General features: G+C 69.0%; 11 protein-coding genes. 9 read left to right on the top strand and 2 right to left on the bottom strand.

The genetic code is table 11. The features are described from left to right. The first annotated feature begins 10 nt into the window (after positions 1–10). Complete coding sequence (locus ACWDUN_RS14350; RefSeq protein ID WP_449929657.1) at positions 11–625, top strand: DUF998 domain-containing protein; 615 nt, start codon at positions 11–13, stop codon at positions 623–625. Here the strand turns inward: ACWDUN_RS14350 and ACWDUN_RS14345 are convergent. Continuing rightward, positions 595–903 (bottom strand): type II toxin-antitoxin system VapB family antitoxin, encoded by a 309-nt coding sequence (locus tag ACWDUN_RS14345; RefSeq protein WP_449929655.1) that lies wholly within the window; start codon positions 901–903, stop codon positions 595–597. The two genes, ACWDUN_RS14350 and ACWDUN_RS14345, sit on opposite strands and share 31 nt — an antisense overlap. 200 nt (positions 904–1,103) lie before the next feature. On the opposite strand from ACWDUN_RS14345, the gene hrcA reads away from it, so the two are divergent. From hrcA to era, 8 genes are all read left to right on the top strand, one after another. Continuing rightward, positions 1,104–2,135 (top strand): heat-inducible transcriptional repressor HrcA, encoded by a 1,032-nt coding sequence (gene hrcA / locus ACWDUN_RS14340; protein ID WP_449929653.1) that lies wholly within the window; start codon positions 1,104–1,106, stop codon positions 2,133–2,135. Between the two features lie 58 nt (positions 2,136–2,193). After that, a complete protein-coding gene (gene dnaJ / locus ACWDUN_RS14335) occupies positions 2,194–3,345 on the top strand; it encodes a molecular chaperone DnaJ (protein ID WP_449929651.1) in 1,152 nt (383 codons plus the stop codon). Positions 3,346–3,350: 5 nt separating this feature from the next. Further along, complete coding sequence (locus ACWDUN_RS14330; protein ID WP_449929649.1) at positions 3,351–4,091, top strand: 16S rRNA (uracil(1498)-N(3))-methyltransferase; 741 nt, start codon at positions 3,351–3,353, stop codon at positions 4,089–4,091. An 81-nt stretch (positions 4,092–4,172) separates the two neighbouring features. Further along, complete coding sequence (locus tag ACWDUN_RS14325; protein WP_449929647.1) at positions 4,173–5,213, top strand: PhoH family protein; 1,041 nt, start codon at positions 4,173–4,175, stop codon at positions 5,211–5,213. Then, entirely contained in the window at positions 5,210–5,746 is a 537-nt protein-coding gene (ybeY, locus tag ACWDUN_RS14320) for an rRNA maturation RNase YbeY (protein ID WP_449929645.1), read from the top strand. The genes ACWDUN_RS14325 and ybeY overlap by 4 nt, the downstream gene beginning before the upstream one ends. Next, positions 5,743–7,041 carry a hemolysin family protein gene (locus ACWDUN_RS14315; protein WP_449929643.1) on the top strand — a complete coding sequence of 433 codons (1,299 nt, stop codon included), beginning with the start codon at positions 5,743–5,745 and terminating at the stop codon, positions 7,039–7,041. The genes ybeY and ACWDUN_RS14315 overlap by 4 nt, the downstream gene beginning before the upstream one ends. Beyond that, positions 7,038–7,352 carry a cytidine deaminase gene (locus tag ACWDUN_RS14310; RefSeq protein ID WP_449929641.1) on the top strand — a complete coding sequence of 105 codons (315 nt, stop codon included), beginning with the start codon at positions 7,038–7,040 and terminating at the stop codon, positions 7,350–7,352. Before ACWDUN_RS14315 ends, ACWDUN_RS14310 begins: the two co-directional genes overlap by 4 nt. Continuing rightward, positions 7,349–8,254 carry a GTPase Era gene (gene era / locus ACWDUN_RS14305; RefSeq protein WP_449929639.1) on the top strand — a complete coding sequence of 302 codons (906 nt, stop codon included), beginning with the start codon at positions 7,349–7,351 and terminating at the stop codon, positions 8,252–8,254. Before ACWDUN_RS14310 ends, era begins: the two co-directional genes overlap by 4 nt. Here the strand turns inward: era and ACWDUN_RS14300 are convergent. Further along, positions 8,251–8,799 (bottom strand): CAP domain-containing protein, encoded by a 549-nt coding sequence (locus ACWDUN_RS14300; protein ID WP_449929637.1) that lies wholly within the window; start codon positions 8,797–8,799, stop codon positions 8,251–8,253. The genes era and ACWDUN_RS14300 overlap by 4 nt on opposite strands. Between the last annotated feature and the right edge of the window lie 8 nt (positions 8,800–8,807).

The raw sequence follows: 8,807 nt of genomic DNA, 5'->3' as shown, positions 1-8,807 counted from the left end.
GCGAGCAGACGTGAAGGGCCCTCATTTCCCGGGTTTTGGGGGCCCTTCGCGTCTGCTCGCGGCGGTGCTGTGGGTGCTGGGCGCGGTCGGCTTCTTCGCCGCCGAGGCACTGGCTGCGGCGGCCCTGCCCGGATACGGCTACGACGCCGACTACATCAGCACCCTCGGTGAACCCGCCGTTTCACCGCGCGCCGCGCTGATGAACGCGGCGTTCGTGCTGCAGGGCGTGTGCTTCGCCGCCGCGGCCCTGCTGATCGCGCGGAACCGGTTGTGGTTCATGGTCTTTGCGCTGTGCAACGGTATCGGCAACATCCTGGTGGCGGTGGTGCACAGCGGTCAGGGCAGCGCCTGGCACGGTGTCGGTGCCGCGCTGGCGATCGCCGGCGGCAACTGCGCGGCCATCGCCGGGGCGACGCTGGTGTCCGGGTCGCGGGGCCACCGGGTGGCCTCGATGACACTGGGCGGCGTCGGCCTGCTGTGCCTGCTGGTCACGGCGACCTCGCCGGCCTGGGTGGGTGCCTGGGAGCGCGCCGCGGTCTACCCGATCTTCGCGTGGCAGCTGCTGACCGCGGTGCAGGTGTTGCGCCGTGGCGGTCAGGCCGGCAGCGGATTGTCCATGTCGTAGACCCGGGCGTGCAGCACGGTCCGGTTGCGCAGGGCGGCCCGCACGGCGCGGTGCAGACCGTCCTCGAGGTAGACGATCCCCTTCCAGCGCACGGCGTGCGGGAACAGATCGCCGTAGAACGTCGAGTCCTCGGACAACAACCGATCCAGCGCCAGCACCGTGGTCGTGGTGACCAGTTCGTCGAGCCGGATCTGACGCGGCGGGATCTGTGCCCACTGGCGGTAGGACAGCCCGTGTTCGGGGTAGGGCTTGCCGTCGCGGACACCTTTGAAGATCACCGGCGGGCTCCCATGCACGTGAGGTTAACCGCAAACAACTGCCGATGTCGGTGATGTCGTTGCAAAAGGAACCACGACGTCGCCGCGGATGGCCGCCGAACACGCCGCCTGCCGCCGTCGGAGTGAATCCGCGCAGTTGGTGCCCGTAAAATGGTGAGCAGATCCACGGCAACGCACAGATGAACTGACGGAGGTGAAAGGTGGGTAGTGCTGACGACCGTCGCTTCGAGGTGCTGCGCGCCATCGTCGCCGATTTCGTCGCCACCAAGGAACCGATCGGTTCCAAGACGCTCGTCGAGCGGCACAATCTCGGCGTCTCGAGCGCGACCGTGCGCAACGACATGGCCGTGCTGGAGGCCGAGGGCTACATCACCCAGCCGCACACGAGCTCGGGTCGGGTGCCCACCGAGAAGGGCTACCGCGAATTCGTCGACCGTCTCGACGATGTGAAACCGATGTCCTCCGCCGAGCGCCGGGCGATCATGACGTTCCTGGAGTCCGGCGTCGACCTCGACGATGTGCTGCGCCGCGCGGTGCGGCTGCTGGCCCAGCTCACCCGGCAGGTCGCCATCATCCAGTACCCGACGCTGTCCACCTCGACGGTGCGCCACCTGGAGGTGGTGGCACTGAACCCGGCCAAGTTGCTGCTGGTGGTCATCACCGACAGCGGCCGCGTCGACCAGCGGGTGGTCGAGCTCGGCGACGCCATCGACGACCACGAACTGTCCCAGCTGCGGGAGCGGCTCGGATCGGCGCTGGAGGGTAAGCCGCTGTCGGCGGCGTCCATCGCGGTGGCCGATCTGGCGGGCACCCTCGACGGGCACGGTGGGGTCGGTGATGCGATCGGCCGCGCCGCGACGGTTCTGGTGGAGACCCTCGTCGAACACACCGAGGAGCGGCTGCTGCTGGGCGGCACCGCCAACCTCACCCGCAACACCGCCGACTTCGGCGGATCGCTGCGGTCGGTGCTGGAGGCCCTCGAGGAGCAGGTGGTGGTGCTGCGGCTGCTCGCGGCGCAACAGGAGGCCGGTAAGGTCACGGTGCGTATCGGGCACGAGACCGAGGCCGAGCAGATGTTGGGGACGTCGGTGGTCAGCACCACCTACGGCAGCTCGGGCAAGGTCTACGGCGGTATGGGTGTGGTCGGTCCCACACGGATGGACTATCCGGGAACCATCGCCAATGTCGCCGCAGTTGCTCTCTACATAGGTGAGGTTCTGGGCACCCGGTAATCGGGGCTCCCACAGCATGGGTATGCCGCCGGCAGGCGGTACGAGAGAGGTTTCAAGCGTGGCACGCGACTATTACGGCCTGCTCGGCGTGAGCAAGGGCGCCAGCGATTCCGAGCTCAAGCGCGCCTACCGCAAGCTGGCCCGGGAACTGCATCCCGACGTCAATCCCGACGAGGCGGCACAGGCCAGGTTCACCGAGATCCAGCTCGCCTACGAGGTGCTCTCCGATCCGGAGAAGCGCCGCATCGTCGATCTCGGCGGCGATCCGATGGAGAGCGCGGCGCCCGGTGGCGGCGGATTCGCCGGTGGCTTCGGCGGCCTGGGTGATGTCTTCGAGGCGTTCTTCGGCGGCGGCGCGGGATCGCGCGGGCCGATCGGCCGGGTCCGGCCGGGATCGGACTCGCTGCTGCGGATGCGCCTGGACCTCGCCGAGTGCGCGACGGGCGTCACCAAGCAGGTCACCGTCGACACCGCCGTGCTGTGCGATATCTGCCAGGGCAAGGGCACCCACGGCAACTCCAAGCCCCAGACGTGTGGCACCTGCCACGGCCAGGGCGAGGTGCAGACCGTGCAGCGCTCGCTGCTGGGCCAGGTCATGACGTCGCGTCCCTGCCCGGTGTGCGGCGGCGTCGGTGAGGTCATCCCGGACCCGTGCCACCGCTGCGGCGGCGACGGACGCGTGCAGGCCCGCCGCGAGATCAGCGTCAAGATCCCGGCCGGTGTCGGCGACGGCATGCGGGTGCGGTTGGCCGCCCAGGGCGAGGTCGGTCCCGGCGGTGGCCCCGCCGGCGATCTGTACGTCGAGGTGCACGAGCAGCAGCACGACGTGTTCGTGCGCGACGGTGACGACCTGCACTGCACCGTCACCGTGCCGATGTTCGACGCGGCGCTGGGCACCACTGTCACCGTCGACGCCATCCTGGACGGTCCGATCGAGTTGGAGATCCCGGCGGGCACCCAACCCGGCGCGGTGACCACCCTGCGCGGGCACGGGATGCCGCACCTGCGTTCCGGGGTGCGCGGCAACCTGCACGCCCATGTCGAGGTGCTCATCCCGACCCGGCTGGACCACACCGACACCGACCTGCTGCGCAAGCTCAAGGAGCACCGTCCGCGCGATGTGGCCGAGGTGAAGTCCGTCAACGGTTCGGCGTCCGGGGCCACCGGGGGATTGTTCAGCCGGCTGCGCGAGACGTTCTCCGGCCGCTGACCGACGTGCGCAGCCTGTTCTACGTCGACGCGCTGGCCGAAGTCGGCGGCACCGTCGTCGTCGACGGTGACGAGGGGCACCACGCCGCGACCGTCCGGCGCACCCGCGTCGGTGAGGAACTCGACCTCGGCGACGGGTCCGGCGCCGTCGCGCACGTCGTCGTGCAGGATGTCGCCAAGGGCCGACTGCAGGCTCGGGTGCTGGCCGTGACGCAGGTGGCCCGTCCGACGCCCACGGTGACCGTCGTCCAGGCGCTGCCCAAGTCCGAGCGCTCCGAACTCGCCGTCGAGCTGGCCACCGAGGCAGGCGCCGATGCCTTCCTGGCCTGGCAGGCCAAGCGGTGCGTGGCCCGCTGGGAAGCCCCGGCCAAGATCGACAAGGGCCTGGCCCGATGGTCGGCCGTCGCGCGTTCGGCCGCGCGGCAATCCCGGCGCCCGCACATCCCGACCGTCGACGGGCTGGTGTCCACCAGGGACCTGCCGGCCCGGATGAGCGGTACGCGCACCCTGGTGTTGCACGAGTCGGCGACCGTCGGCATCGCCGAGGCCGGGGTCGGTGCGGCCGAGTCATTGATGCTGCTGATCGGGCCCGAGGGCGGGATCGCCGCCGACGAGTTGGCCGAACTGACCGCGGCGGGCGCCCAGCCGGTGCGGCTGGGACCCGCGGTGCTGCGGACGTCGAGCGCCGCGGCCGTCGCGCTCGGGGCCATCGGGGTGCTGACCGGCCGCTGGGATGTGCCGAACTAACCAATGGAACAGGTCGGTGCCCAGCGGTAAACTTGCTGTACACCAGTTTCGAAGAACCAGAAAGCAGGCACGAAACCCCACGTGACGCCCCGCGAGACGACCGCTGGCCCGATCACCGGACCGGTACGAAGCAGCATCACAGTTCCGCCCGACACCATCGTGGGCCTGCTCGGCTCGGCCGACGAGAACCTGCGTGCCCTGGAAAAACTGCTGACCGCCGATATCCATGTGCGCGGCAACGCCATCACCTTCAGCGGCGAGCCCGCGGACGTGGCGCTGGCCGAGCGGGTGGTCAGCGAGCTGGGCGCAGTGGTCAGCAGGGGACAGCCATTGACACCCGACGCCATCCGGCACAGCGTGTCGATGCTGACCGGCGCCGCCGACGCGTCCCCGGCCGAGGTGCTGACGCTGGACATCCTGTCCCGGCGCGGCAAGACCATTCGGCCCAAGACGCTGAACCAGAAGCGCTATGTCGACGCCATCGATGCGCACACCATCGTGTTCGGCATCGGCCCGGCCGGTACCGGCAAGACCTACCTGGCGATGGCCAAGGCGGTCGCTGCGCTGCAGGCCAAGGACGTCAATCGGATCATCCTGACCCGACCTGCGGTGGAAGCCGGTGAGCGCCTTGGTTTTCTGCCCGGCACGCTGACCGAGAAGATCGATCCGTATCTGCGCCCGTTGTACGACGCGTTGCACGACATGATGGATCCCGCGGCGATCCCGAATCTGCTGGCGGCCGGCGTCATCGAGGTCGCGCCGCTGGCCTTCATGCGCGGCCGCAGCCTCAACGACGCGTTCATCATCCTCGACGAGGCGCAGAACACCACCCCCGAGCAGATGAAGATGTTCCTGACCCGGCTCGGGTTCGGCTCCAAGATGGTCGTGACCGGCGACGTCACCCAGGTCGACCTGCCGGGTGGTGCGCAATCCGGTCTGCAGGCCGCCTCGACCATCCTCGACGGTATCGACGATATCCACTTCGCCGAGCTGACCAGTGCCGATGTGGTGCGTCACCGGCTGGTGTCGGCAATCGTGGACGCCTACTCGCGGCACGAGGGCCAACCCGAATTGGTCAACCGGGCGCAGCGCCGCTCGTCGGGTGGTCGGCCCAGAAGATGAGTATCGAGGTCTCCAACGAGTCGGGCATCGACGTGTCCGAACAGGAACTGATCAGCGTGGCCAAGTTCGTCATCGGCCAGATGGACGTCAACCCGGCGGCCGAGCTGTCGATGGTGCTGCTGGATGAGGCCGCCATGGCCGATCTGCACATGCGCTGGATGGACCTGCCCGGTCCGACCGATGTGATGAGCTTCCCCATGGACGAGCTGGAACCGGGCGGTCGGCCCGATGCCGCCGAGCCCGGACCCTCGATGCTCGGCGATATCGTGCTGTGCCCCGAGTTCGCGGCCAAACAGGCCGAGAAGGCCGGACATTCGCTGGGCCAGGAACTCGCGCTGCTGACCGTGCACGGCGTGCTGCACCTGCTGGGCTATGACCATGCCGAACCCGACGAGGAGAAGGAGATGTTCGCGCTGCAGCGCCGCCTCCTCGAGGAATGGGTGGCCGACCAGGTGCAGGCCTACCGCCAGGACCTGCAGAACGAGAAGGATCGCCGACTGCTGGACAAGTCGCGATACTTCGACCAGCAGTGACCGGTATGACGCCGCTGCTGGGCGCAGTGGTCCTGATCGCGCTCGGTGGCCTGTTCGCCGCGGTCGATGCCGCGATCAGCACCGCGTCGCTGGCCCGGGTCGAGGAGATGGTCCGCGATGAGCGGCCTGGCGCCATCCGGCTGGCCCGCGTACTGGCCGACCGGCCCCGCTATATCAATCTCGTTGTGCTGCTGCGGATCACGTGCGAGGTGACCGCCACCGTGCTGCTGGTGTCCTATCTGGACGGCCCGCTCGGTGTCGGCTGGGGACTGTTCACCGCGGCGGCCACGATGGTGGTGGTCAGCTTCGTCGCCATCGGCGTGGGCCCGCGCACCGTCGGACGACAGAACGCGTACACCATCGCGCTGACCTCGGCGGTCCCGCTGCACGCCATTTCGGTGCTGCTGACCCCCATCAGCCGGCTGCTCGTGCTGATCGGTAATGCGCTCACTCCCGGCCGCGGTTTCCGCAACGGCCCGTTCGCCTCCGAGATCGAACTGCGCGAGGTGGTCGATCTGGCCCAGCAGCGCGGTGTGGTGGCCGATGACGAGCGGCGGATGATCCAGTCGGTCTTCGAACTCGGCGACACCCCGGCGCGCGAGGTGATGGTGCCCCGCACCGAGATGGTGTGGATCGAGAGCGACAAGACCGTCGCGCAGGCCACGTCGCTGGCGGTGCGCAGCGGGCACTCCCGGCTGCCGGTGATCGGCGAGAACGTCGACGACGTCGTCGGCGTCATCTACCTCAAGGACCTGGTGCAGCAGACCCGGCTGGAACAGGGCCGGATGGACATCCGCGTCGGTGAACTGATGCGTCCGGCGGTGTTCGTGCCGGATTCCAAGCCGCTGGACACCCTGCTGCGCGAGATGCAGCGCGACCGCAACCACATGGCCCTGCTGGTCGACGAGTACGGCGCCATCGCCGGTCTGGTCACCATCGAGGATGTGCTGGAGGAGATCGTCGGCGAAATCAACGACGAGTACGACTCCGACGAGGTCGCGCCGTGGGAAGAACTGGGCGACAAGCGCTTCCGGGTGTCGGCCCGGGTGGCCATCGAGGACCTCACCGAGCTGTACCAGGACCTGGAGATCGACGAGGACATGGAGGTCGACACCGTCGGCGGCCTGCTGGCCCACGAACTGGGCCGGGTGCCGTTGCCCGGGGCGCAGGTCAGCTGGAACGGGTTGCGGTTGCGCGCCGAGGGCGGGCCGGACCATCGTGGCCGGGTGCGCGTCGGCACCGTGCTGATCAGCCCGGAAGAACCCAGCCCCGAAAGCCAGGAGGACCCAACATGACCTTGCCGGACGAGGACGCCAAGCTGGTGACGCTGGCCCGCGGTGCGATGGGCCGGGCCGAGGCCGCCCAGGGCGCGGCGGTGCGCGATCTGGACGGCCGCACCTACGCAGGCGCGCCGGTCACGCTGGCGGCGCTGCATCTGACGGCGCTGCAGGCCGCGGTGGCCGCCGCGGTGTCCAGCGGCGCCGCGGGTCTGGAGGCCGCGGTGCTGGTCGGCGGATCGGCCGAGGACGCCGGCGTCGCCGCCGTGACCGAGCTGTCCCCGCAGGCCCTCGTCATCGTCACCGACCGGGCCGGCAATCCGCTGTGAGCGACGAATTCCGGTCCGGTTTCGTCTGTTTCGTCGGTCGCCCGAACACCGGCAAGTCGACCCTGACCAACGCCCTGGTCGGCCAGAAGGTGGCCATCACGTCGAACCGGCCGCAGACCACCCGGCACACCATCCGCGGCATCGTGCACCGGGAGAACTTCCAGATCGTGCTGGTCGACACGCCGGGGTTGCACCGGCCGCGCACCCTGCTCGGTCAGCGGCTCAACGACCTGGTCAAGGACACCTACTCCGAGGTGGATGTGATCGGTTTCTGCATCCCCGCCGATGAGGGCATCGGCCCCGGTGACCGCTGGATCTTCGAGCAGATCTGCGCGGTGGCGCCGCGGACCACACTGGTGGTGATCGTCACCAAGACCGACAAGGTGTCGCGGGAGAAGGTCGCCGCCCAGCTGGTCGCCGTGCAGGAGGCGTTCGGCGACAAGGCCGCCGATATCGTGCCCGTCTCGGCGACCGCCGGTCAGCAGATCGACGTGCTCACCGATGTGCTGGTCTCGCATCTGGAGCCGGGCCCGGCGTTCTATCCCGACGGCGAACTCACCGACGAGCCCGAGGAAGTGCTGATGGCCGAGCTGATCCGCGAGGCGGCGTTGGAGGGGGTGCGCGATGAGCTGCCGCACTCGCTGGCCGTCGTCATCGACGAGGTCGAACAGCGCGAGGGCCGCGATGACCTGCTGGACGTGCACGCCATCCTCTACGTCGAACGCGACAGTCAGAAGGGCATCGTCATCGGCAAGGGCGGGGCGAGGTTGCGCGAGGTGGGCACCGCGGCACGCACCCAGATCGAGAAGCTGTTGGGCACCAAGGTGTTCCTGGATTTGCGCGTCAAGGTCGCCAAGAATTGGCAGCGCGACCCCAAACAGCTTGGGCGACTGGGCTTCTAGGGCGTCCAGCCGGGGACCTGGCCGAAGTCGCGGATGTCCGAGGGCACCGGCGGCGCGCCGTCTCCCTTGCCGTACACCGCGACGACGACGGTGCGGTCCAGCAGGCTCTCCGACCACACCCCGATGTCGACGTTGGTGCAGTCGGCCATGATCGCGTAATAGTCGGGCCGGTGATACCACTGGTTGATCAGCTCGATACCGCTGATCGCCAGCGCGGGGTTGATGGCCACCGTCTCGGCGACCGCGCCGGCGTATCCGGCGTTGCGCGCCCGGTCGGCGACCGTCGTCCCGTCCGAACCGATATCGCCAGACAGGGCCCGGTTGTGCAGCACGTCGTTGGTGTGCCACTGCGCGGCCAGTCGCAGCTTCGGGTTGATCTTGACGTCGTTGCTGCAGCCGGCCTTGTGCTGGACGGTGTACACGTTGGCTACCACGCCGTCGTTGAGACGCCGGTTGTCGGCGTGGGCGGCGGGCGCGGTCAGCACCGCCCCGGCGGCCAGGGCGAGCGCGCCGAGGGTGGTCACACAGCGGCGGGCGTTCGTCATAACCGAGG

The sequence above is a fragment of the Mycobacterium sp. NPDC003323 genome, from assembly GCF_053589535.1.
This window is presented reverse-complemented; position numbering and strand designations above follow the sequence as displayed.

Bases quoted from the DNA above. Each gene is read 5' to 3' on its own strand.
- ACWDUN_RS14300 (WP_449929637.1), bottom strand. From the start codon at position 8,799: ATGACGAACGCCCGCCGCTGTGTGACCACCCTCGGCGCGCTCGCCCTG.
- ACWDUN_RS14310 (WP_449929641.1), top strand. From the start codon at position 7,038: ATGACCTTGCCGGACGAGGACGCCAAGCTGGTGACGCTGGCCCGCGGT.
- ybeY (WP_449929645.1), top strand. From the start codon at position 5,210: ATGAGTATCGAGGTCTCCAACGAGTCGGGCATCGACGTGTCCGAACAG.